The organism is Pseudomonas sp. S2_A02, from assembly GCF_054668495.1.
Genome location: NZ_CP162776.1, coordinates 3,004,522 through 3,028,008 on the forward strand (window position 1 = coordinate 3,004,522; position 23,487 = coordinate 3,028,008).

24 protein-coding genes are annotated in these 23,487 nt (G+C 59.7%); 10 read left to right on the plus strand and 14 right to left on the minus strand.

Annotation, left to right across the window (positions count from 1 at the left end; translation table 11 throughout):
- Positions 1–323: 323 nt before the first annotated feature.
- Positions 324–629, minus strand: a complete 306-nt coding sequence (locus AB4O41_RS13820) for a chaperone modulator CbpM (RefSeq protein WP_460148122.1) — start codon at positions 627–629, stop codon at positions 324–326.
- A 24-nt stretch (positions 630–653) separates the two neighbouring features.
- Positions 654–1,601 (minus strand): DnaJ C-terminal domain-containing protein, encoded by a 948-nt coding sequence (locus tag AB4O41_RS13825; protein ID WP_460148123.1) that lies wholly within the window; start codon positions 1,599–1,601, stop codon positions 654–656.
- A gap of 297 nt (positions 1,602–1,898) precedes the next feature.
- Between AB4O41_RS13825 and AB4O41_RS13830 the strand changes: the two genes are divergently transcribed.
- Positions 1,899–3,173: an Hsp70 family protein gene (locus AB4O41_RS13830; RefSeq protein WP_217855644.1), complete on the plus strand. Its 1,275-nt coding sequence runs from the start codon at positions 1,899–1,901 to the stop codon at positions 3,171–3,173.
- Between the two features lie 138 nt (positions 3,174–3,311).
- Here AB4O41_RS13830 and AB4O41_RS13835 read toward each other — a convergent pair whose 3' ends face one another.
- The 3 genes from AB4O41_RS13835 to AB4O41_RS13845 form a co-directional block, all read right to left on the minus strand.
- Positions 3,312–4,325: an AI-2E family transporter gene (locus AB4O41_RS13835; RefSeq protein WP_367373988.1), complete on the minus strand. Its 1,014-nt coding sequence runs from the start codon at positions 4,323–4,325 to the stop codon at positions 3,312–3,314.
- 247 nt (positions 4,326–4,572) lie between these two features.
- Positions 4,573–4,878 carry a PsiF family protein gene (locus AB4O41_RS13840; protein WP_460148124.1) on the minus strand — a complete coding sequence of 102 codons (306 nt, stop codon included), beginning with the start codon at positions 4,876–4,878 and terminating at the stop codon, positions 4,573–4,575.
- Between the two features lie 72 nt (positions 4,879–4,950).
- On the minus strand, positions 4,951–5,739 hold the full coding sequence (locus AB4O41_RS13845; protein WP_460148126.1) for an AraC family transcriptional regulator: 789 nt from the start codon (positions 5,737–5,739) through the stop codon (positions 4,951–4,953).
- A gap of 97 nt (positions 5,740–5,836) precedes the next feature.
- Between AB4O41_RS13845 and AB4O41_RS13850 the strand changes: the two genes are divergently transcribed.
- Positions 5,837–6,724: a DMT family transporter gene (locus AB4O41_RS13850; RefSeq protein ID WP_460148127.1), complete on the plus strand. Its 888-nt coding sequence runs from the start codon at positions 5,837–5,839 to the stop codon at positions 6,722–6,724.
- Positions 6,725–6,898: 174 nt separating this feature from the next.
- On the opposite strand, the gene AB4O41_RS13855 is transcribed toward AB4O41_RS13850, so the two are convergent.
- The 3 genes from AB4O41_RS13855 to AB4O41_RS13865 form a co-directional block, all read right to left on the minus strand.
- Positions 6,899–7,789 (minus strand): esterase/lipase family protein, encoded by an 891-nt coding sequence (locus AB4O41_RS13855; RefSeq protein ID WP_048396159.1) that lies wholly within the window; start codon positions 7,787–7,789, stop codon positions 6,899–6,901.
- Between the two features lie 106 nt (positions 7,790–7,895).
- Entirely contained in the window at positions 7,896–8,201 is a 306-nt protein-coding gene (locus tag AB4O41_RS13860; RefSeq protein ID WP_460148129.1) for a DMT family transporter, read from the minus strand.
- Complete coding sequence (locus AB4O41_RS13865; RefSeq protein ID WP_460148131.1) at positions 8,202–8,840, minus strand: FMN-dependent NADH-azoreductase; 639 nt, start codon at positions 8,838–8,840, stop codon at positions 8,202–8,204.
- A 121-nt stretch (positions 8,841–8,961) separates the two neighbouring features.
- On the opposite strand from AB4O41_RS13865, the gene AB4O41_RS13870 reads away from it, so the two are divergent.
- Entirely contained in the window at positions 8,962–9,903 is a 942-nt protein-coding gene (locus AB4O41_RS13870; RefSeq protein WP_460148132.1) for a LysR substrate-binding domain-containing protein, read from the plus strand.
- Between the two features lie 202 nt (positions 9,904–10,105).
- Here AB4O41_RS13870 and AB4O41_RS13875 read toward each other — a convergent pair whose 3' ends face one another.
- On the minus strand, positions 10,106–12,181 hold the full coding sequence (locus AB4O41_RS13875; protein WP_460148133.1) for an AsmA family protein: 2,076 nt from the start codon (positions 12,179–12,181) through the stop codon (positions 10,106–10,108).
- Positions 12,182–12,569: 388 nt separating this feature from the next.
- Between AB4O41_RS13875 and AB4O41_RS13880 the strand changes: the two genes are divergently transcribed.
- The 7 genes from AB4O41_RS13880 to AB4O41_RS13910 all read left to right on the plus strand — a co-directional run bounded on the left by AB4O41_RS13880 (position 12,570) and on the right by AB4O41_RS13910 (position 17,739).
- Positions 12,570–12,956, plus strand: a complete 387-nt coding sequence (locus tag AB4O41_RS13880; RefSeq protein ID WP_460148134.1) for a hypothetical protein — start codon at positions 12,570–12,572, stop codon at positions 12,954–12,956.
- A 157-nt stretch (positions 12,957–13,113) separates the two neighbouring features.
- Complete coding sequence (locus AB4O41_RS13885) at positions 13,114–13,746, plus strand: TetR family transcriptional regulator (protein WP_367373979.1); 633 nt, start codon at positions 13,114–13,116, stop codon at positions 13,744–13,746.
- Positions 13,747–13,992: 246 nt separating this feature from the next.
- The gene (gene ureE, locus AB4O41_RS13890) at positions 13,993–14,493 is read left to right on the plus strand and encodes an urease accessory protein UreE (RefSeq protein ID WP_460148135.1); all 501 of its coding nucleotides are present in this window, start codon (positions 13,993–13,995) and stop codon (positions 14,491–14,493) included.
- Positions 14,490–15,164 carry an urease accessory protein UreF gene (locus AB4O41_RS13895; RefSeq protein WP_460148136.1) on the plus strand — a complete coding sequence of 225 codons (675 nt, stop codon included), beginning with the start codon at positions 14,490–14,492 and terminating at the stop codon, positions 15,162–15,164. Before ureE ends, AB4O41_RS13895 begins: the two co-directional genes overlap by 4 nt.
- Positions 15,165–15,187: 23 nt before the next feature.
- Entirely contained in the window at positions 15,188–15,802 is a 615-nt protein-coding gene (gene ureG / locus AB4O41_RS13900; protein WP_460148138.1) for an urease accessory protein UreG, read from the plus strand.
- A gap of 28 nt (positions 15,803–15,830) precedes the next feature.
- On the plus strand, positions 15,831–16,403 hold the full coding sequence (locus AB4O41_RS13905; RefSeq protein ID WP_460148139.1) for a HupE/UreJ family protein: 573 nt from the start codon (positions 15,831–15,833) through the stop codon (positions 16,401–16,403).
- A gap of 202 nt (positions 16,404–16,605) precedes the next feature.
- Positions 16,606–17,739 (plus strand): AGE family epimerase/isomerase, encoded by a 1,134-nt coding sequence (locus tag AB4O41_RS13910; RefSeq protein ID WP_460148141.1) that lies wholly within the window; start codon positions 16,606–16,608, stop codon positions 17,737–17,739.
- Between the two features lie 119 nt (positions 17,740–17,858).
- Here AB4O41_RS13910 and AB4O41_RS13915 read toward each other — a convergent pair whose 3' ends face one another.
- The 5 genes from AB4O41_RS13915 to AB4O41_RS13935 all read right to left on the minus strand — a co-directional run bounded on the left by AB4O41_RS13915 (position 17,859) and on the right by AB4O41_RS13935 (position 23,244).
- A complete protein-coding gene (locus AB4O41_RS13915; RefSeq protein ID WP_038978733.1) occupies positions 17,859–18,626 on the minus strand; it encodes an SDR family oxidoreductase in 768 nt (255 codons plus the stop codon).
- Between the two features lie 831 nt (positions 18,627–19,457).
- On the minus strand, positions 19,458–20,174 hold the full coding sequence (locus AB4O41_RS13920; RefSeq protein ID WP_030128307.1) for an ABC transporter ATP-binding protein: 717 nt from the start codon (positions 20,172–20,174) through the stop codon (positions 19,458–19,460).
- Complete coding sequence (locus AB4O41_RS13925; RefSeq protein ID WP_460148143.1) at positions 20,171–21,046, minus strand: ABC transporter ATP-binding protein; 876 nt, start codon at positions 21,044–21,046, stop codon at positions 20,171–20,173. Before AB4O41_RS13925 ends, AB4O41_RS13920 begins: the two co-directional genes overlap by 4 nt.
- Positions 21,043–22,326, minus strand: coding sequence for a high-affinity branched-chain amino acid ABC transporter permease LivM (livM, locus tag AB4O41_RS13930; protein ID WP_460148144.1), 1,284 nt, complete (start codon positions 22,324–22,326; stop codon positions 21,043–21,045). The genes AB4O41_RS13925 and livM overlap by 4 nt, the downstream gene beginning before the upstream one ends.
- A 3-nt stretch (positions 22,327–22,329) precedes the next feature.
- A complete protein-coding gene (locus AB4O41_RS13935) occupies positions 22,330–23,244 on the minus strand; it encodes an ABC transporter permease subunit (protein WP_460148145.1) in 915 nt (304 codons plus the stop codon).
- Positions 23,245–23,487: the final 243 nt, after the last annotated feature.

The following is a 23,487-nucleotide window of genomic DNA, read 5'->3' on the forward strand; positions in this document are numbered from 1 at the left end:
CTATGGTTATGCGTTTGTCCGGTGAACAAAAGCGTAAAAAATCGTTGGTTGGATGTACAAAAACAGCCCTGCGCATTCGAAAATCCAGGTGCCGAAAATATCTATTTACCGCACCACACAACCACGAATGTGGCTGCTTTTATCGGCGGTGGTGTTCCCAGAACGGTGTGCGGCAGGGGGACCGGGTTATCGTTCATCGCGAGCAGGCGCGCTCCCACAGTGGATCGTTGGTGTTCACAAATTCTGTGTTCGCAGCAGATCACCTGTGGGAGCGAGCCTGCTCGCGAAGCGACCTGACAGGCAATGCAGAAACATCAGCGCGATTATTCGACCACAAGCCGCCCCAACCGCTGCTTGAGCATGCGGTTTTCGGCCCGCAGTTGCTGGACTTCCTCCAAAAGGTCCAGCGCCAGGGCGACGCCTTCCCATTCCAGCTCCAGATCGCGTCGCAGCTTGACAGCGCGCTTGGCCAGCACCAGTTCATAGTCGGTGAAACGCCAATCCTTGGGTTTTGACCCCTGCGGTTCGAGGATGCCGTGTTCGACGATCTCGATCACGTGCACGTCCGATAGCTCAGTCGCCTCACAGAATTCTGCCAGGTCCAGTAGAACGATCACGGGGTCGCTCATGATTGGCTACTCCTTATCTCGAAATCAGAAATTCTCTCGCGGATCGAAAGCGGCTTTTTTCGCCAGCTCTTCCCACAATTCTTTGACGTCATGGTCGAGTTTTTTCGGCATCACTGCCTTGAGCTGCACGAACAGATAGCCACGGTGACCGGCCTTGTGCAGCAGGCCATGACCCTTGGCGCGCATGCGCTGGCCGTTCTGGCTGCCGGCCGGAACCTTGAGGTTGATCCTGCCGGTCAAGGTCGGCACCGCGACTTCGGTCCCCAACGCCAGCTCCCACGGTGCCAGCGGCAAGGTGATGATCAGGTTCTCGCCTTCGACGTCGAATTTGGGGTGCGGCGCAAAACGGATGGTCAGGTACAGGTCGCCATTGGCCCCGCCACCGATGCCTGGCGCGCCCTGGCCCTTGAGGCGGATGCGCTCGCCGTCGGTCACGCCGGCGGGGATCTTCACGTTCAGGCTTTTACTGGTGTTACTGACATGCTGGCCCGCAGCGTTGTAATGCGGTACCTGGAAGCTGACCTTCTTCGATTCGGTCGAGAGGGTTTCTTCCAGAAAAACCGGTAATTCCATTTCCACGTCTTGCCCTCGACGCCCGGCACTACGGCCTGACCGCCCACCACCATCGAAACCCGGACCACGGTTGCCGAAAATCGAACTGAAGAAGTCCGAGAAATCGCCCGTGTCCTGACCACCACCACCGAAACCACCGCGGCTCTGCCAACCCGGCGGGCCCTGAAAGGGCTGACCGTGGTGGCCGTATTTGCGCAAGTCGTCGTATTCGGCGCGCTTGTCGGCGTTTTTCAGCGCTTCATAGGCTTCCGATGCATCCTTGAACTTGGACTCGGCGTCCTTTTCCTTGCTGACGTCGGGGTGGTATTTGCGCGCCAGCTTTCGATAGGCGGCCTTGATCGCCTTATCGTCCGCGGTCGGCTCCACACCGAGAATCTTGTAATAGTCTTTGAAGTCCATCGAGGGAATCACCATCCATTATCGAAATCGCGCAGCCAGGCACAGCATGCTCTTGTTTGCAGCGTTTGGATTGACCGATCTCAAGGTTGTGACCGGGCAGCGCATCAGAAGTTTATCGGCAGCAGGGCGCGGTTCTTGCAGTCGCCCCAGGGGTTGCCAAGTCTATGCAGGGAAGTTTGGGGGTGTTGGAGCATCTTTCAAGCGCTGACCGCTGCGATTTAACGGATAGTCGGCCTTCGAATCTTCGCCGCACTGACATACACTGCGCGGCCGTTTTTTAACCGGAACTTGAAAGACATGAAAAACGCATCTCCAGCCCGTGCCTGTGGTATCGACTTCGGCACGTCCAACTCCACCGTCGGCTGGCTGCGCCCCGGCATGGAAACGCTGATCGCGCTGGAGGACGACAAGATCACCCTGCCCTCGGTGGTCTTCTTCAATATGGAAGAACGCCGCCCGGTGTACGGCCGGCTGGCGCTGCACGAGTACCTGGAAGGTTACGAAGGCCGGCTGATGCGCTCGCTCAAGAGCCTGCTGGGTTCCAAACTGATCAAGCACGACACCAGCGTCCTCGGCACAGCGATGCCGTTCAAGGACCTGCTCGGCCTGTTCATCGGCCAGTTGAAAAAGCGTGCCGAAGCCGCTGCCGGTCGGGAATTTGAAGAAGTGGTGCTGGGCCGTCCGGTGTTTTTCGTCGATGACGATGAAATGGCCGACCAGGAAGCAGAAAACACCCTGGTGGATGTAGCCCGCGCCATTGGTTTCAAGGATGTCTCGTTCCAGTACGAGCCAATTGCAGCGGCGTTCGACTATGAGTCGACCATCGAAAAAGAAGAGCTTGTCCTGATTGTGGACATCGGCGGTGGTACGTCTGACTTCTCTCTGGTGCGCCTGTCGCCTGAGCGCCGCAACCATGACAACCGTCACGACGACATCCTCGCCACCGGCGGCGTGCACATCGGCGGGACCGATTTCGACAAGCAGCTTAGCCTGCAAGGCCTGATGCCGCTGTTTGGCTACGGCAGCCGGATGAAGAGCGGCGCCTATATGCCGACTAGCCACCACATGAACCTGGCGACCTGGCACACCATCAACTCGGTGTACTCGCAGAAGTCGACCCTGGCCCTGGGCAGCATGCGTTACGACATCGAAGACACTGGCGGCATCGATCGCCTGTTCAAGCTGATCGACCAGCGCGCCGGCCACTGGCTGGCCATGGAAGTAGAAGAAACCAAGATCCAGCTGACCCACGCCGACAGCCGCCATGTGCCACTGGATCGTATCGAACCGGGTTTGAGCGTGGAACTGAGCCGGGCACTGTTCGAATCGGCCATCGACAACCTGCTGGAACGGGTGCGCAACAGCGTGACCCAGTTGTTGAACGACGCCAACGTGCGGGTCGATCAGGTCGACACGGTGTTCTTCACCGGCGGTTCGAGCGGGATTCCAGCGCTACGCAACAGCGTCTCGGCGATGTTGCCGAATGCGCGGCATGTGGAAGGGAATATCTTCGGCAGCATCGGCAGCGGGTTGGCGATCGAGGCGGCCAAGCGTTACGGCCCGATGGATTGACCCTGATTTTTGTGGTGCATCCTTCGCGGGCAAGCCTCGCTCCTACAGGTCACGCGGCGTTTTCGCGGCACATACAAAACCTGTAGGAGCGAGGCTTGCCCGCGATAGCGTCAGATCAGGCAATGCATATCGACCTGATCAAACCATCCCCACCTGCTTCAACTCACTCTTCAGATACGCGTAATAAATCGGCCCCGCCACCACCCCCGGCAGGCCGAACGCGGCTTCGAACACCAGCATTGCCAGCAGCAACTCCCACGACTTGGCACTGATCTGCCCGCCGACGATGCGCGCGTTGAGGAAGTATTCGAGCTTGTGGATAACTATCAGATAACCCAGCGCCGCCACCGCTACCCAGATCGACAGCGACAGGCCGACGATGGTGATCAGGGTGTTCGACATCAAGTTGCCTATCACCGGCAGCAGGCCGAGCAGGAAGGTCAGCACGATCAGGGTTTTGGTCAGCGGCAGCTTGATCCCGAACATCGGCAGGACCACCGCGAGGAAAATCCCGGTGAAGAACGTGTTGAGCAGGGAAATCTTGATCTGGGCGAAAACGATATTGCGAAACGCCTGGACCAACAGGTGCAAACGATCGAACAATGCCGCGGCCAAGGGCTTGCGCTTGGTCACGTCCGGCGCTCGCTGCAAGGCGATGATCGCCCCCAGCACCATGCCGATCAGCAGCGTCACGAACATGTGCGCCGCGTCCTTGCCCACCAGTTGCAAGTCGCTGAGGTGCTTGCTCATCCACTGGCCGATGGCCACGCGAAACTCGGCGGCACTGGCCGGCAGATAAGCGTCGATGAACGGCGGCAATTGCCCGCGTGCGCGGTCGACCACGACCATGAATTTGTCGAGGGAAGCGCCGGGATTTTCCGCCTCGTGCAGCAGAAAACTGATCGCACCGGCAAAGATCAGCGCCAGCACGCTGACCACCAATGTTCCCAGCAATGCCACCGACAGCCAGCGCGCACGGCGGCCTTCGATCAGCCGCTGCAATTGCGGCGTGAGCATGTTGACCAGTTCGAACACCAACAACCCGGCCAGCAGGCTGGGCAGCAATCGCAGAGGGAGCACCAGCAGCAAACCACCAAAAATGATGACCCAGCTGATAAGCAACAAGACCTGACGCTGAGAAAACGCTGACATACAGCCTCAAAACGAACGACGTAAAAGGATTGGCAGTCTGCCAGCGTTCCAGCGCGAGCACTAGGGATTGTGTCGGTCGGCCTTACCGGCCCCTTCGCGAGCAAGTCGGATCGCCGCACCGCCGCTCCCACACTGGATCTACTGTGAACGCACTATCTGTGCCCGCCAGAGAATAAATGTGGGAGCGGGCTTGCTCGCGAAGGGGCCAGCACAACCGCCACGAAGCCTCCCGAGCTGACCGCGCTGCTTATTTTTTCTTCAGGCAATCGCTCATGAAGGTTTTGCGCGCATCACCCGTGAGGGCCTGGGTGGCGGCGGTAGCGTTGCAGGTTTTCATCTTTTCTTGTTGAGGGGTCAGGGGTTTGGCGGCATCGGCGGCCGGTGCGGCCTTGAGGCAGGTGCTCATGAAGGCTTTGCGCTCGTCGCCCTTGAGGCTTTTTGCGGTAGCGTCGGCATTGCAGGTGGTCATTTTGTTCTGTTGGGCAGTGGCGGCGAAACCCTGGGAACAGAGCAACAAACCGACCATCAACAACGGGGCACGCAACATCTTCATGGAGTGTTCTCCTTGTTGCCGCACCGATGGGTGCGGCCTCATTTCGGAGTGTAGACAAAGCCTGTTACACGTTCACCTGCTATCGAGGTGGCTGCGTCGATATTGCTCAGGCGTGCACCCGGCCTGACGCTGAAACATCGCGATAAATGCCGAGCCGGTGCTGTAGCCCATGTCGAAGGCGATTTCCTGAATGCTGCGCTGGCTATCGAGCGCTTCGATCGCCGCCAGAAACCGCAACCGTTGCCGCCACTCACCGAAACTCATGCCCAATTCGCGAACAAACTGCCGGGCCAACGTGCGTTCGCTGACGTGAATTTGCGCAGCCCAGTGCGCCAATGGCCGGTTGCCCCCAGGCTCGGTCTGCAAGATTTCAAGGATTGCGAGCAGCCCGGTGCTGCTGGCGTAGGGCAAGTAACACTCATGCATCGGCGCCTGTTGCAGTTGGTCCACCAGCACTTGAGCCAGTCGCTTGTCTGCATCGTGCTCGGGAATTTTCACATCGCGGGCGGCGAAGTCTTTCAGGATCGCCTTGAGAATGTCGCTGATCGCCAGGGTGCAGGCCTGCTGCGGCAGATCGCGACACAGTGCCGGCGCGAGGCAGACCGCGCGATAGTTGATCGGCTGATTGCTATAGAAACTGTGCTCGGTCCCGGGCGGCACCCACACCGCGTATTGCGGCGGCGACATGAAGCGGCGGCTGCCGATTTCCATGTGCAAGACGCCATTGGCCGAATACTCGAGGGTGCCCCAAGGGTGATGGTGGGCCGAGGCGTATTCGTGGGTGTTGAAGTCGGCATAACGGAAATAGACCGGGGCCGGCAGTTCGCTGAAATCCAGCAGGTCAATGTGTTTGCTGTTCATGCTGTCCGGAATCAGAGGCAAGTTGTCTGGATCGCAGTATAGGCATTGATTCAGACAAGCGGATAATCACCCTTCATTAACGTTCTGGTTTTTCCCGATGCAATACGCTTACCCCCTGTTGGCCATTTTCATTTGGGCCGGCAACACCGTGATCAACAAACTCGCGGTCGGCGCGATCTTTCCCGCCGAAATCGGCTTCTACCGCTGGCTGCTGGCCGCACTGCTGTTCACGCCTTTCATGCTAAAACCGGTGATCGCCCACTGGCCGTTGATCCGTCCGAACCTGGGCAGGATTTTCATCCTTGGTGTGCTTGGCATGGCGGTGTATCAGAGCCTGGCTTACTTCGCCGCGACACTGACTTCGGCCACCAACATGGGGATCATTTTGTCGCTGATGCCATTGATGTCGCTGGCCATGGCGATTGTCAGCCTCGGCCAACGCCTGACCGCCGGTGCACTGGCCGGCGCGGTGTTGTCGTTTGCGGGGGTTTTGGTGGTGGTGTCGTCCGGCAGCCTTGGCGCGTTGCTGGAACACGGGATGAACCTGGGCGACGCGATGATGCTGATCGCCACACTGGCGTATGCGATTTACAGCACCCTGCTGAAAAAATGGCAGCTGCGTTTGCCGCCACTGGTGTTGTTGTATTTGCAGGTGTTGGTCGCGGTGGTGGTGCTGTTTCCGCTGTTTCTCGCCTCACCGAAAATCGGCCCGACCCTGCAGAACATTCCGCTGGTGCTCTACGCCTGCCTGTTGGCCTCGATGCTTGCGCCGCTGGCGTGGATGCAGGCGGTGGTGCGCCTGGGGCCGAGCCGGACCACGCTGTTTTTCAATTTGCTGCCGTTGATTACGGCGCTGATTGCTGCGGTGGTGCTGCATGAGCAGTTGGCGCTGTATCACCTTGTGGGTGGGGTGTTGACGCTGGGTGGGGTGATTTTGTCGGAGCGCTGGACCACGGTGCTGGGCCGTAAGATCAGCGCTGCCTGACCGGACGCCTTCGCGGGCAAGCCTCGCTCCCACAGGTTTGGCGTCGTGCCTATCACGGGCGTTCGACACAAAACCTTCCACAGGTTTGGCGTCGTGCTCATTGCCGGCGTTCGACACAAAACCTGTGGGAGCGTGGCTTGCCCGCGAAGAACGATAACGCGGTCCAACTGCCGCTCACACACCGGCCGCCTTCAACCGCGCCGCATGCTCGACAAACAACCGCACCGGCTCTGCGCCCTTGCCCACCAGCCCAAGCGATTGGTTGACGATATCGAAGTGATCCATCGGGTATTCATCGCCAATCACCGTCCCCAAATGCGAACTGTAACGCCCGACCATCCCGTCGCAATGCCCCGCTTCACGCACGAAGGTTCTGGCAAACAACCGGCAACTGCGATTAGTCCCGTCGAACAGATTGCATCCGCGATCGGTCTTGCCCGGCTGCAAGGTTCCGGACCAGGAGTAATACCGCACGCCATTGACCACTTCCGGGCCATGCCCGCCCCAAGTGTCAGGCAGACCTTGTGGATAACGCTGATTGAACAGCGCCACGCCTGCCGTGGTCAGCGATTGGTGCGAAGCCGGGATATCCACCGGCAATCTCGGCCCGCGATAGCCGGTTTCCAGCAGGCACATCAACGCGCTGATCAGCCACAGTAAAAAGCTGAGTAGCCGGCCCTTGGCGCTGTCAGCCGGATAATGGGTGTGCAGATGGTCCGCCAGCTCCGAACCGTGATTCGGCCCGGCCACCGAAGTTACTGAAGCCACTTGGTCCGGGCGCTTTGCTGCGGCGTAACGGGCGGTCAGCGAGCCCTGGCTGTGGCCGATCAGGTTGACCTTCTCGGCCCCGGTTTCGCGCAGAATCTCCTCGATCCGCGCCAGCAATTGCTCGCCGCGCACCTCGGTGGAGTTGAGCGGCGAGACCTGCACCGCAATCACGGTCGCCCCATCCCGGCGCAGCGCCGAAATGATTCCGTACCAATAGGGATAGAGCAACAGACGTATAAAACCGAGCATCCCCGGGACCAGCACCAAGGGGTAACGCGTGGCGGAACCTTGCGACATGGGTGAACATCCTTGTGATCGGTGAGATGAAGCAAGGCCGGATGCAAGGCATCAACCAAGCATCGCCACCCAAGATGACAACTCAACGACCAGTCTATGACATCGTTTACTTCAACCCCACCACGCCCGCCACAATCAGCCCGACCGACACCAGCTTGAGCGCGGTCAGGCTTTCGCCCAGCAGCGCAAAGCCGAGAAACACCGTGCCCAGTGAACCGATGGCGGTCCAGATCGGGTAGGCGATGCTCACTGGCAATTCGCGCATGGCCAGTGTGAGGAAGTAAATCCCGCCCACCGCGGCCACCACTGTAATTACTGACGGCCAGAGTCGGGTGAAACCTTCGGCGTACTTCATGCTCATGGCGAAGGTGACTTCGAACCCGGCGGCGATCAGCAAGAACAACCAGGCCATCTAGAACTCCCTGGCCAGCGCCAGCAAACGCTGCTCGGCCTCGGCCACGGAAACCTGGAAGGTGCGCTCGGCAGACTCCTCACCCTCGGCGGCGACAACGGTGACGTCGGTGATGCCGATAAACCCCAGTGCCGTGCGCAACAACGGATCGGCATGGTTCATCGCTTCAAGTTCACCGCCGGGGCCGAAGCCAAACCCGCCGCGACTGGTGACGATCAACGCCTTCTTGCCCTGCACCAGCGGCTCGTACTGAGCGACGCCGTTGTCCAACGTGTGATTGAACGTCAGCCCGAGCCGCACAATCTGGTCGATCCAGGCCTTGAGGCCGCTGGGCACGCTGAAGTTGTACATCGGTGTGGAAATCACCAACAGATCATGGCCGAGCAACTCCCCCACCAACTCATCACTGAGTGCCAGGTCGGCCTGCATCGACAGCGGTCGCGCTTCAGGTTCCGGATGAAAAGCGGCCGCCACAAACGCTTCGTTGACGGCCGGAATCAACGCCCGACCGACTTCACGGCGAGTCAGATGCGACTGCGGGTTGCGCACCTGCCAGGCAGAAAGAAACACCTCGGCCAAACGCCGCGAATGTGAACGGTCGCCACGGGGGCTGGCGTGAATGGCAAGAATTTTACTCATCTCAATCTCCTGAAGACTAAACTCAAACTGCTTGTGGCTTTCAGCTTGAAGCTTGCAGCTGCTCCTCCTCAAATGAACAAAAATCAGTCTGGATGAATCTATTTCATCCGTGGAGTTTTAAATGTTTGCCTCGTTACCGCTGACCGCCCTGCGCGCCTTCGAATCCGCTTCGCGCCTGTTGAGTTTCAAGGCCGCCGCCGAAGAGCTCTCCGTGACGCCGACGGCGGTCTCGCACCAGATCCGCTCCCTGGAAAACTGGCTCGGCGTGCCGCTATTCGAACGACTGCCACGGCAGGTACGCCTCACCGAATGCGGCGAACGGCTGTTCCGCAGCCTGCACGGCGCCCTGCTCGAAGTGGCGCAAAGCGTCGATACCTTGCGCCCGCAACGCAGCGGCACGAACCTGACAATTTCCACCACGGCCGCCTTCGCCGCCCTCTGGCTGGTGCCGCGGCTGGGACGGTTTTATTCCCGCCATCCGAACATCAGCCTGCGCCTGGACACTCACTGCGAAGTCATCGATCTGCATCAGGACGCCAGCGTCGATCTGGTGGTGCGTTACAGCCTCGACGATTACCCGAACCTGTATGGTTTGTGCCTGTTCGACGAATCCTTCGGGGTCTATGGCTCGCCTGAACAAGTGGCCCTGGCAGCCAGTCGGGTACCGACCCTGATCAGCGTGCGCTGGCACAACTCCAAGTTGTACGCCCATGGCTGGGAGGCCTGGTGTGCGCAGTCCGGCGAAACCTGGCTGACCGAACAACCAGCGGTGCGTGAATACGACGAAGAGCATTACGCCTTGCAAGCCGCCATCGCCGGGCAAGGCCTGGTGCTGGCGAGCAATATTCTGGTGTCGGAAAGTGTGGCCGGCGGCTTGCTACTGCCCTATCGGGGGGACATTCAGGTCGACGGGGCCGGATACAGCGCGCTGTGCGTGCCAGGCCGTGAACGGCATCCGCCGGTGCGGGCGTTTTTTGCGTGGTTGCAGGAGGAGGCTCGATTGTCTGGTCTATTGCCAAGATCGCAGCCTGCGGCAACTCCAGGGGAACGCATTCCAATGTAGGAGCATCGAAGACATTCTGGCCTGAGACGTAGAGCCTGCCGATGACATGGCCGATATTCTGAAAGATCTATAGCGACTATCGAATCGCCTTCGCGGGCAAGCCACGCTCCCACAGGTTTGCGTCTTGCCCATTGTCGGCATACGACACAAACCCTGTGGGAGCGTGGCTTGCCCGCGATGGCGTCTTTACAGACGCCGGAGGTTACTTGGTGGGCTTGACCGTCACCGGCGCCTTCCCAGCCTTCATCTGCTCCAGCAACGGTGCACACTGATTCGGCTCTCCAGCGCTGGGCGCTATCAGCGCCAGCAAGCCCGCCGCCGGCGCGGCGATCACACCCAATGCAACCATCCCGGCCCCACGCAGCATCAATGGCACCGGTTTCACACCCGCATCCGGCTTGATGAACTTGCCCCGCACATACAGCGGCGAACGCAGCGAAATCAAGCGCCAGCCCTTGGATTCCGGGGAAATGGTCAGGTCCAGTTGCTCGGTCGCCATGTTCGCGGTGCCGTCGATATAGACGATCGCGTTCTCGGTATCGAAGACGAACAGCCGCGTAGTTGCCAGACCGCTCTTGATATCGAAATCGGCCGCCGCGCAGTTGATCTTCACTTCCTTGTCGCCAAAGATCTTGCCGACCACATAGTTGCCGACGTTGAGCCCCGCCAGTTCCATCAACTCGCGGCTGATCGCGCCGTCATTGATCAGCATCTTCAAATTGCCATCGGCAGTGCCCAGCAGCTTTGCCACCGAGTTGCCACGACCGACAAGATCGGCGTCGCCATTAAGCTCACCGAAACTGGTTTTCATCCGCTCCAAGGTGGGAAACAGCTGCTTGAGCTTGAACTTGCGCGCCGTCAGTTTGGCCCGGCCTTCCAAAGGCTCGGTGCGCCCGTTCAGACGAATCTGCGCATCCAGATTACCGCCAGCCACGCCGAAACGCAGGGGCTCGAGGCTGAGCACACCATCGGTCAGCACCAAATGAGTGTAGAGATCATTGAACGGCAGCTTTTCGCTGTGGACGATGCGTTTGCCGGTGAATTCAACGTCGGCGTCCATCGCGCGCCAGCGCTCAGTCTTGAATTCCTCGACCGGCAGCACCTTATCCGCCGGCTGCTTGCTTTCACCGCCGCGATCCTTTTGCTTGGCGTTGGAGTCGGCGCCGATCAGCGGCGCCAGGTCGGTAAACAGCAGTTGATTGGACTCCAGCGCCCCGCTGAGTTTGGGCCTCGGCTGGCTCGCAACGTAGGTCAGGTTGCCGTGGATGTCACTCTCGCCGATCTTGCCGTTGAAGTCCTCATAGTGATATACCGCCCCGCCCGCCTCATGCAGCTTGGCGATCAAATGCCCATCGGTGGCATAAGGTGGAGTATCGGGCAACGTCACGCCGATCAGTGGATACAGATTGCCGAGGCTGGCACCGGCGAGTTTCAGGCGCAAATCCAGGGCGCCGAGGTTCAATGGATCGGTGAGCGTACCGGCCAGCTCGACGCTGGTATCGGCGATCTTCGCTTGCGCCTGAAGCGGGAACGGCTTGGTGGCGTCCTGCAAGGCCAGCAAGCCGCCAGTTTTGCCCTGGCCCGCCAGATTCTGACCGTGGTATTGGCCTTTGACCTTCAACGCGAAAGCGTAATCCTGCGGCGAGCCACCCTTTTCAACCGCTTTTTTTGCCGCTTTGTCTCCGACAATGTCGCTGAACGGAATCGGTTTGCCCAACGGATCGATGAGCAGATCAAGCTGAGTCTTCAGCTTCTGGTCGTCGAGCGTGAGGTACCCCTTGTCGAAGCCGATGGCACCGATGTCCAGCACCCAGTTCGAAGGCTCGGCGTTCGGGTCTTTGGGGTCGAACTTGAACGTCCAGTTGGCGCGGCCGTCGGCCAGACGCTGCAGGTCGGCATTGGGTTCGCTCAGGTCGATACGCGGGATCACCACCCGCTGCGCCAGCAAGGCCAGCGGCGAAATGCGCAGCTCGACGCGTTTGAGGGTGGCCATCTGTGATTGCTTCGACCAATCCGGGTTGCCCAGGCTCAGATCCTCAGCCACCACATGCGGCCACGGCACCCAGGCCCGCCAGCCGCCCTCGTCAGGCTCGCGCTGCCAGATCACCGCAAGGTTGCCATTGATGGCGAACGGACGATGCAGTTCTTCGGACACTTTGGCGTTCAGGGACGGTTTGATCCGGTTCCAATCGAAGAACGCGATGATCAGAACCAATATCGCCAGCAAGACAATCAGGCTGGCAAAGGTCCAGGCGAAAATTTTACGAGTGCGCGTCATTGCACAGAGCTCCTGATACGACTGAGCGTCCTGACTGCGACGCACGTATGAAACGTTAGGCCAGAACCGGCCTGCCATGACATCTAGGACTGGGAAATGCCGTGCAGGTTTAACCGAATAGCCGCTTAACACTCAAATAATCGGTCATGGCCACACTGTTCCCTCAATCCGGCGTTACCGGGTCCGCACTTTTGCGCGGCACGAGCGAGTCGAAAAATACCCACTTCAGGGCAAAAATGCTCACCGGAAACGCCCGGTCTAGAGCCTCCCGGCGAAACAATCAATTCTGTTGATTATTACCATTGCGTTTATGAACTTTTGTATCGACTTATCGAGAGTAGCATTGCCCTCGTACCCACTTTATCGCCCTCCCAAGGAGCAACCCATCATGAAACGCCAATTACTGCTTAGCCTGACCCTCTCGATGTTAGCCAGCACCGCTTTTGCTTTGCCGGCCGCTGATCAAGCCACTCCACAAGTCAAAGACAGCCACTCGGTATTCAGCCAGACCGTTGCCGCTGATGGCTCCAACCGCACACCACAAGGTCAGACCCTGGCCGAAGGTGGTAATGATCGCCTGAAAGAAAAAGGCCTGATCACTCAAGATGGCTCGGATCGCACCCCACAAGGTCAAAGCCTGGCTGCCGACGGCACCGATCGCACTCCACAAGGCCAAACCCTGGCTGCCGATGGTACCGACCGCACTCCACAAGGCCAGACCCTTGCTGAAGGTGGTGGTGACCGTGTAATCGAACGCAATAGCGCTGTGAGCTAAGCCCATGGCGGCCCCGAAAAAAAGCCCAATCCCCGGATTGGGCTTTTGACTTTATAGAAGCTGCATTTCCCCACGTGATCTCCCGATAGTCGTTCGACGCCAGCGAAGCCGATTTGCTAGAGTGCGCCGCTGTCCCTGTCCAGAAAACACCCTTGCGATGCTGCCCCGCGCCGAACAGAAACAACAAACCCGCAACGCCCTGATGGACGCTGCCCGCCACTTGATGGAAAGCGGCCGAGGATTCGGCAGCCTCAGCCTGCGCGAAGTGAGCCGAACCGCCGGGATCGTGCCCACTGGTTTCTACCGGCATTTCGCCGACATGGATGAATTGGGCCTGGTGCTGGTGAGTGAGGTCGGTCAGACCTTCCGTGAAACCATCCGCCTGGTGCGCCATAACGAGTTCGTCATGGGCGGCATCATCGACGCATCGGTGCGGATCTTTCTCGACGTGGTCACCGCCAATCGCTCGCAATTCCTGTTTCTTGCCCGCGAGCAGTACGGCGGCTCACTGCCGGTGCGCCAGGCCATTGGCCGCTTGCGCGAAGACATCAGCTCGGACCTGGCGGCGGACCTGTCGCTGATGCCGAAACTGCAGCACCTGGACATCGCGGGGTTGGGTGTCATGGCTGATCTGATCGTCAAAAGCGTGTTCGCGACCCTGCCCGACATTATTGATCCCCCGGCCGAGGCGCTACCCGAGCATTTGACGCCGCAGGCGAAGATCACGCAGCAGTTGCGCTTCATCTTCATAGGCCTAAAACACTGGCAAGGCCTAGGCAGCACCGAGTAAATACACATCCCTGTGAGAGCGAGCCTGCTCGCGATAGCGTCGCCACAATCAACACTTGATGTGACTGATACTCCGCCATCGCGAGCAGACTCGCTCCCACATTGGTGCGCGAAAACACCACGCGCACCAACATGATCCAAAATTCTGAACCATCCCCTACGCTCCGACAGGCATTTCCTACCTCTCACCCGATTGGCAAGCCCCTTGCTCTATCCCTGAGCATTGCCCATTGCTGGAAGCCTTCCGATGCTGGTGATTCATCGCAGAATCGACTCTCAACCCATCTGGGCCGCCGAGTTGCACCTGACCTTCGAAGCCCGGAGCAAAAGCCGTTTGCGCTGTTTCAGTGCCGAGGGTGAAGACGTCGGGTTGTTTTTGGAGCGCGGTCAGCCGCCGCTGTATGACGGCGAATACCTGCAAGCCGAAGACGGGCGCGTCGTTCGCGTCTGCGCTCGCCCCGAACAACTGCTGCACGTCACTTGCGCCAATGCCTTTGAATTGACCCGCGCCGCCTATCACCTGGGCAACCGCCATGTGGCCCTGCAAGTCGGCGATGGCTGGTTGCGCCTGCTCGACGATTACGTGCTCAAGGCCATGCTCGAGCAACTGGGCGCCAACGCCGAGAATATCGAAGCGCCGTTCCAGCCGGAACACGGTGCTTACGGCGGCGGTCATCACCACTCGCGCCATGGCGATGAGGATTTCAATTACCCCCCGAAACTGCACCAATTCGGCGTGCGTTTATGAACCCAACCTGGGCGCTACTGCGCCTGGCCAGCCCGCAGCTGCCGATTGGCGGCTACAGCTACTCCCAAGGTTTGGAGACGGCTGTGGATAACGGCCGCGTGAACGATCCCAACAGCGCGCGGCGCTGGATCAGTGATCAGTTGCTGCTCAATCTCGCGCGTTTCGAAGCACCGTTACTGCTCGCCCATTGCATCGCTGCGGCCGAAGAAAACTGGGCTGAACTGCTGCAACGCTGCGAAGAACACCGCGCCAGCCGCGAAACCCGCGAGTTGCATCAGGAAAGTCGACAGATGGGTTATTCGTTGAAGCAACTGCTCAACGGTTTACCGGAACTGGATGCGCCGGCCCGAGCCTTTCTCGACCAATGCCCTGAGCCCCATCTGGCCCTTGGCTGGGCGCTGGCGGCCCGCGCCTGGCAGATCAGCCCACAAGATGCGTTGGCCGCCTGGCTCTGGAGCTGGCTGGAAAACCAATTGGCGGTGTTGATGAAAACCCTGCCCCTGGGCCAGCAAGCCGCCCAACGCCTGACCAGCGAACTGCTGCCGCTGCTGCAACAGGCCCAGCAAGACGCCACCCGAATCAACCCCGAACACACTGGCAGCGCCGCTTTCGGCCTGTCCCTGGCGTGCATGGCCCATGAGCGCCAGTACAGCCGTCTGTTCCGTTCCTAGGGCCTTTTACTTTGGAGAATCACATGAACGCACAACCTCTGCGCGTCGGCATCGGCGGCCCGGTCGGTTCCGGCAAAACCGCCCTGACCCTGGCCCTGTGCCTGGCCTTGCGTGACCGCTACAACCTCGCCGTGGTGACCAACGACATCTACACCCGCGAAGACGCCGACTTCCTGGTGCGCAACGAAGCCTTGGCGCCCGAGCGAATCATCGGCGTGGAAACTGGCGGCTGCCCGCACACGGCGATCCGCGAAGACGCCTCGATCAACCTCGAAGCCGTGGATCAACTGAACCGGCGCTTCCCGGGGCTGGACCTGATCCTGGTGGAGTCCGGCGGCGACAACCTCTCGGCGACCTTCAGCCCGGAACTGTCCGACCTGACCATCTACGTGATCGATGTTTCGGCTGGCGACAAACTGCCGCGCAAGGGCGGTCCCGGCATCTGCAAATCCGATCTGCTGGTGATCAACAAGATCGACCTCGCGCCGCTGGTAGGCGCCTCGCTAGAGATGATGGACAGCGATACCCGGCGTATGCGCAACGGCAAGCCATTCGTCTTCAGCAACCAGAAAACCGGTCAGGGCCTGGAAGCAATCATCGCCTTCATCGAACGCCAAGGCTTGCTGACTGCGGCCTGATCACACTTATCAACAAGGAAGCTTATCCATGACACTGAAACGCATTCTGGGCGCCATGGCCCTGCTGCTGACCCCGGCCATCGCGTTCGCTCACCCGGGCCACGCCGACAATGGCTTGATGGCCGGCATCAGCCACCCGATTGGCGGCCTCGATCATTTGTTGGCAATGGTTGCCGTGGGGTTGTGGGCCGCACAGCAGAAAGGCGCCGCGCGCTGGGCGCTGCCCTGCACATTCGTGGGCACTATGCTGATCGGCGGCCTGCTGGGGTTTGAAGGGCTGAACCTGCCGGCGCTGGAAAGCGGAATTGCCGCATCGGTATTGGCATTGGGCCTGGCGGTGGCTCTGGCGGTGCGTCCGCCGTTGGGCCTGGCGGTGGGTGCGACGGCGTTGTTTGCGCTGTTTCATGGCGTGGCGCATGGTCTGGAGCTGCCGGAAATGTCGAGCCCGTGGGCGTATGCCGTTGGGTTTGTGGTGGCGACGGCAGCTTTGCATGCAGCGGGTTATGCGGTGGTTCGAGTGCTGCCTCAGGCTGCCGCACCTCTGGTTCGGCTGGCGGGTGCGGCTTCGGCGGCGACTGGGGTGTGGTTGCTGGCGGGTTGATTCTCTAGCGTCTGAACCGGCCTCTTCGCGGGCAAGCCTCGCTCCTACAGGATATTCGTCGCCAGCACAGATCGTGTGAAGACCAAAGATCCCTGTGGGAGCGGGCTTGCCCGCGATGGCGTCCGATCAGACACCGCCTCTCTCAAGCCTGCCTCTCTGCTACCATGTCGCGCAATCGCCCCTGCCGTGACGACGCCAGCCAATGCCCTCTGTTTCCCGCTCTGCTTCCCAGCCTGAATTGACCGCCCTGTTCGCCTCGGTGCAACAGCACTTGCAGGACGTGATCGTGCCGCTCTGGCAAGGCCCCGGCTGGAACGCCGACATGGCATTGCCGTATGAAGCGCTGGACGCCGAGCATCAACCGCTGCCCCCTCAGCGCTACCGGGCCATGGCTTGCGCGCGGCAGCTGTACCTGTTTTCCAGCCTGATCGGCCAAGTGCCTCAGGCCGAAGAACGGGCGGCGGCGCTGTTCCGTTCCTTGCAACAGCATTTCCACGATGCCGAGCATGGCGGCTGGTTCTACAGCATCGACCCGCAAGGTGCGCCGCTGGATCAACGCAAAGACCTCTACACCCACGCTTTCATCCTGTTCGCCTGCGCCCATTATTGGGACAAGGTTCGCGAACCGCTGGTGGCATCGGTGCTCAACGCCACGCTGGAAGTATTGGCGCAGCGCTTCGCCACAGGCGACGGCCTGTACGAAGCCAGCCTGGACCGTGATTGGTCCTCGCTCAACTCCGGGCCGCTGCAGAATCCATTGATGCATTTGGCCGAAGCCTTCCTCGCCATCCTTTCGGTGCGCGAGGACGCCGCTGTGCAGAGCGCGCTTGTCGAGTTATGCACAGCCATGCAGAAGCGCTTCATCGACCCGCAACACGCGGTATTGATGGAAAAGCCGCTGGGCGCTGTGGATAACTGGTTCGAACCGGGCCATCAGTTCGAATGGTATTTCCTGCTGGAGTCCTCACCGTTGCTGCGCGGCTCCAGATTGCATGCGTCGCTGGACCGCGCCTTTACGTTTACCGAGCAACAGGGCGTGGATCAGCAGACTGGTGCTGTGCGAGCGATGCTTGACCTCGAATTGGACGGGCGCCCTCGCGACGCGACTCAACGCATCTGGGCCCAGGCCGAATACCTGCGCGCCCTGACCTTGCGCCCGGGCAGCGAAGCCTCTGTGCAGCACCAATTGCAGGCGCTACAACAGCGCTTTTTGCATGCGGGCGGCTGGTATGAGTGTCGCGATGAGCGTGGCGAAGTGAGCCGCAAGGACATGCCTTCGACCACGCCTTATCACTTGGCAACCTGTTATCGCGGGTTGGCTGAATATCTTCGCTGACTGAGAGATAGCCATCGCGGGCAAGCCACGCTCCCACAGGGTTTGTGTCGTTCGCGAAATGGCGATTCAACACAAACCCTGTGGGAGCGTGGCTTGCCCGCGATGGCCGTTACTCGATCTTAAGCCTTGGCATTACGCTCAATGGCAAACCCGCTCCAGGTCTGGCTCACCGGCATCAGTTCGAGGCTGTTGATGTTGATGTGGGCCGGTGCGTTGAGTACCCAGAAAATGGTCTCGGCGATGTCTTGCGGCTGGATCGGCTCGGCGCCTGCATATGTGGCGTTGTAACGCTCCTGGTCACCGGCGAAACGCACCAGCGAGAACTCGCTCTCGCACAGACCCGGCTCGATGTTGCTGACCCGCACGCCCGTACCTTGCAGGTCGCAGCGCAGGTTCAGGGAGAACTGTTTGACGAACGCCTTGCTCGCGCCATACACGTGGCTGCCCGGGTACGGGTAGTTGCCGGCGATGGAACCGAGATTGACGATGCCGGCGCCACGACCGTGGGCGATCAAACGCGGTAACAACAGGCGAGTGCTGTACATCAGGCCTTTGATGTTGGTGTCGACCATGGTGTCCCAATCATCAAGATCGCACTTGGGGGCCGGGTCCACGCCCAAGGCCAGGCCGGCGTTGTTGATCAGCCCCCGCAGCTTGGCGAAGGACGGCGGCAGGTTGGCAATCGCCTCCTCCATGGCCTTGCGATCGCGCACGTCGAGCACCAGCCCATGGACCTCGGTCTGCTTCGACAATTCGGCGCACAGGGCATTGAGGCGTTCTTCACGACGACCTGTCAGCACCAGTTTCCAGCCGGCTTCGGCAAAACGACGGGCACAGGCTTCACCAAAACCGGAGGTCGCGCCGGTAATAAACAGGGTGTTGGACATCGTGTTCTCCTTGCTTCGGCTGATCGACAGCCCTTGGAATAGAAAATCAGTTGCCAGCATGCCCGGCCTTGTCCACAGCGGCAACCATCGCAAAAACCGTACAAAAAACAATCAACACCGGCAACGCCATATGCGCTGTGGCTTGCAGCCATGTACGCGCACCTTATCCACAGGCCGGTCCACAGTTTCCGGGGGCAAGTGCAAAAGCTGCAAGCCGCTGCCCACAAGGCTTTGCGGGCAGATTAGAAAGTTTTTTGCTTGACCCTCGGGTGCCTGCTGTGTAACCCCGGGCAATTTGCACGACCGGGCGGTCAAACCGACGATGGCTCCAAGCCAGTAACTACGGCCCTCAGCCGACTCTTTCCAGAGTTTAACCACAGACTTATCCACAGGCTTGTGCACCTTGATTCATACCAGGTTTGCCCCTAACAAAAAGGTTGACAAAGGCAGCTCGAGGTCCAGCAAAAACACCTGATCAAAAAACAACCATATCTCTGTAAGCCACGGATTCAAAGGCTTTCAGCCAGCTACTCCCACGTTATTCACAGCCAGCTCCACAGCAAACGGGGACAAGTCAAAACCGTGATAAAACAGCAATTTGCAGCGGTTTTATGTCGCGCTTTGAGAGGTCATGAATATTGTTTTCCACAATTTGCCCGCGGTCCCTGTGGGAGCGGGCTTGCTCGCGAAGAGGGAGTGTCAGTCGACATCAATGTTGCCTGGCCCACCGCCTTCGCGAGCAAGCCCACTCCCACAGGGTTAGTGGTGTTTGATAGATAGAAAAAAGCCCCGGCGATTGCTCGTCGGGGCTTGTTTGTTGCAACGGCGAACTCAGTGGCCGCCGAGGTAGGCGTTGCGCACCTCATCGTTCACCAGCAGCTCCTTGCCGGTGCCGCTGAGGCGGATCTCGCCGTTGACCATCACATACGCCCGGTCCGACAACTTGAGGGCGTGGTTGGCGTTCTGCTCCACCAGGAAGATGGTCATGCCGGTGCTGGCCAGTTCCCGCAGGGTCGCGAAGATCTGTTTCACCACAATCGGCGCCAGCCCCAGGCTCGGCTCATCGAGCAGCAACAGCTTCGGCCGGCTCATGAGCGCCCGGGCGATGGCGAGCATTTGCTGTTCGCCGCCCGACATTGTCATGGCGCGCTGGGTACGCCGCTCTTCGAGCCGTGGAAACAACTCGAACATGCGCTGCATGTCTTCCTTGGCGTACTTGTCACCGATTGGAATGGTACCCATCAGCAGGTTTTCCTCGACGGTCATGTCAGGGAATACCCGCCGGCCTTCCGGCGATTGAGCGATACCGTTGGACGCAATGTAGTGAGACGACTTGTGCGTGATATCCACACCCTGATAGATGATTTGCCCGTCAGCGGCCCGTGGCTGGCCGAAGATCGACATCAGCAGAGTCGATTTGCCGGCGCCGTTGGAGCCGATCAGGCTGACGGTTTCACCTTCATTGATGTGCAACGAGACTTTCTTCAGGGCCTGAATCGGCCCGTAGAACACGTCCAGATCCTTGAGTTCGAGGATGGGTGCACTCATACCACTTCCTCTTCTTCGGCGCCCAGGTAGGCGGCAATCACTTTCGGATCGTGTCGAATCGCTTCAGGCCCGCCCTCGGCGATGACAACGCCGTGGTCCAGTACAACGATGTGGTCGGAAATACTCATTACCATGCCCATGTCGTGTTCGATCAGCACCACAGTCAGGTCGTGCTCGTCGCGCAGCAGCCGGATCATCGCGCTCAGCGCTTCGGTTTCCTGAGGGTTGAGGCCGGCGGCCGGTTCGTCGAGGCAGATGATCTGCGGCCGGGTGCACATGGCCCGGGCGATCTCCAGGCGGCGTTGCTGGCCGTAGGACAGCTCTCCGGCCAAGCGGTTGGCGCAGTCCACCAGGTTCACCACTTCCAGCCAATAGAACGCGTGGTCCAGCGCATCGCTTTCGGCCTTGCGGTAACCCTTGGTGTTGAGGATGCCGGCCAGCATGTTGCGGTTGACCCACATGTGTTGGGCCACCAGCAGGTTTTCCAGCACCGACATTTCCTTGAACAGGCGAATGTTCTGGAAAGTCCGCGCCAGGCCGGCACGGTTGATCAGGTGCGTGCCACCGAACATCTTGTAGTGGAGCCGGCCGATGAAGCTTTTCGGCGAAATGAAATCGATGGCCTTGAACGGTTCCCCGAGCATTTTGATGACGTCGGTTTTCACCCCACGGGCATTGAGTTCGATATGCCCGCCGGACGCTTTATAGAACCCGGTCAGGCAGTTGAACACAGTAGTCTTGCCCGCGCCGTTGGGGCCGATCAACGCGAAGATCGAGTTGCGTTTGACTTGCAGGCTGACGTTACTCAGGGCCTTGATGCCGCCGAAGTGCATCATCAGATTTTCGACTGAGAGAACGATTTCTTCGCTCATGGCGCCACTCCTTTACGTGGGGTCACACCGGTGCGGCTGATCCGAATCAGGCCGCGCGGTCGCCAGATCATCATCAACACCATCAGGATGCCGAACAGCAGCACGCGATATTCAGCGAAGCCGCGCAGCAGTTCCGGGGCTACAGTCAGCACGAACGCCGCAATCACCACGCCGATGGTCGAACCCATGCCGCCGAGCACCACGATGGCGAGGATCAGTGCCGATTCGAAGAAGGTGAACGAGGTCGGGTTGACGAAACCCTGATAGGTGGCGAAGAACACACCGGCCAGACCGGCAGTCGATGCACCGATGGTGAACGCCGAGAGTTTCACCAGAACGTGATTCAGGCCCATGGAACGGCAGGCGATTTCGTCTTCACGCAAGGCTTCCCACGCGCGACCGACCGGCATCCGGGTCAAGCGGTGCTTGATGTACAGCACGGCCAGAACCACCAGGAACAACACCGCGTATATGAAGTAGTACTTCACGTCCGGGTTATAGGCGATGCCGAAGAACTCATGGAACGGGACGCCCCCCTCCTTCGCTCTTTTGCCGAACTCGAGACCGAAGAACGTCGGCAACGGAGCCGCCATACCGTTCGGGCCACCGGTCAGGGACAGCCAGTTATTGAGGATCAACCGGATGATTTCACCGAACCCCAGGGTCACGATCGCCAGGTAGTCACCGTGCAGGCGCAGCACCGGAAAACCCAGGATGCAACCGGCCAGCCCGGCCGTGATTGCCGCCAGCGGCAGCACCGTCCAGAAACCCAGCCCCAGGTATTGATAACCAAGTGCCAGCCCGTAGGCTCCGATGGCGTAGAACGCCACGTAACCCAGGTCGAGCAGGCCGGCCAGGCCGACCACAATGTTCAGCCCCAGGCCCAGCAGCACGTAGATCAGCCCGAGGATGACCACACCCAGCAGGTAGGAGTTGGAGAAAAACGGAAACACCACGGCGATAACAATCATCACCGGGATGATCCAGCGCAAGCGGGATTTGTAATCAGGCGGCAGTACATGAACCCCGGAGCCAGTGCTTTCAAAGCCTTCAAGAATTCTCAGGCCCTTGGGGGTTTGCAGGAACAGGCTCAAGGCAAAGCGGCCAGCCATGACGATGGCGACAATCCATGCCACCCGGGTCGCTTCCAGGTTGAAGCCGTAGCCGTCGAGGACTATGCCGACAATCGGGCCAAACACAATCAGGGCTACCAGGCCGGCAAGAATCGCGTCAACCAGGCTTCTTTTGAGATCAATGGTTTTTTTAGTGGTTGAAGACATCGCTTACACCTTCGACACAAGAGGACGGCCGAGCAGGCCTTGGGGCCGAAAGACCAGAACGAGAACGAGCAGCGAGAAGCTGAAAACGTCTTTGTAGTCCGAGTTGACCAATCCGGAGAACAGCGACTCGGAGATCCCGAGAATGATCCCGCCGAGCATCGCGCCAGGCAGCGAGCCGATCCCGCCAAGCACCGCGGCGGTGAACGCCTTGATGCCAATGATGAAGCCCGCGTAGAAGTCGAATGTGCCGTAGTTCATGGTGATCAGCACGCCGGCCAGGGCCGCCATCGCCGCACCAATGATGAACACGTAGGAAATTACCCGATCGGTGTTGATCCCCAGGATCGAGGCCATCTTGCGGTCTTGCTGGGTGGCGCGGCACATACGGCCGAGCTTGGTGTACTTGATGACGTAGGTCAGCAGAGCCATCCCGACAAACGCTGCGACCAGAATGAAGATCTTGGTGTAGGTAAGCTGGACAAAGCCAGCCCCGACTTCAACTCGCCACGCACCGGTCAGCAGTGTCGGTACGCCTTGTTGACGGGCGCCTTGGGCAATTTGTGCATAGTTTTGCAGGATCAGCGAAATACCGATGGCGCTGATCAGCGGTGCCAATCGGGTGGAGTTGCGCAGCGGTTTGTAGGCGACGCGCTCGATGACCCAGCCATACACCGCCGTGACGACGATGGTGAAGATCAGTGTGCCAAGCATCAGCAGGGGGAAGGATTCAATACCGAAGTATGCCAGCAGAGCCAGACTGATTGCCGCGAGGTAAGCGGAAATCATGTAAACCTCGCCGTGGGCGAAGTTGATCATGCCGATGATGCCATAGACCATTGTGTAGCCGATGGCGATCAGGCCATAGACCGACCCGAGGGTCAGGCCGTTGACCAGTTGCTGCAGGAAAATACCATCCATAACGCAATCTCACGCAGTGAGAACCTGCACGCCTGTGGGTGTGCGGTTCTTCTAGGGAAAATACAGATTTACGTCGGAGCAATGTAAGGCGCGATCAGCCCAGACACCACCGCCCCTGTGGGAGCTGGCTTGCCAGCGATAGCGGTTGAACATTCAACAAAGTTGTCGCCTGTCAGGCCGTCATCGCGGGCAAGTCGGATCGCCGCACCGCCGCTCCCACAAGGAACTGAGGAATCAGGCGAT